Annotated in this window: 1 protein-coding gene; it reads left to right on the top strand. The window is 68.6% G+C overall.

The window, feature by feature from the left end:
* Positions 1-14 precede the first annotated feature (14 nt).
* Positions 15-236 (top strand): DUF1522 domain-containing protein (locus RMT89_RS46455; protein ID WP_399499139.1); only part of this gene is annotated, 222 nt, incomplete at its 3' end.

The raw sequence follows: 236 nt of genomic DNA, 5'->3' as shown, positions 1-236 counted from the left end.
ACCTCGCCAGCGGCGTGAAGACCTCGACGATCAGCAACGGTGCTGCCACGATCGGTGCGGCCTCCGCTGCGACGGCGTCGTCGGCTGCCGCCGGTGTCGTGACGCTGAAGAGCTCGACCGGTGCGGATCTGTCCGTGACGGGCAAGGCCGACTTCCTGAAAGAACTCGGTCTGACGAGCGCGACGGGCGGCGGCAACGTAACCGTGAGCGCGACACGCACGACCAGCGCGTCCTCG

This window comes from Streptomyces sp. P17 (genome assembly GCF_032436805.1).
In the GTDB taxonomy this organism is placed as follows: domain Bacteria; phylum Actinomycetota; class Actinomycetes; order Streptomycetales; family Streptomycetaceae; genus Streptomyces.
Note: the sequence above shows the minus strand (reverse complement) of the source record. Positions and strands in the feature narration are given on the sequence as shown.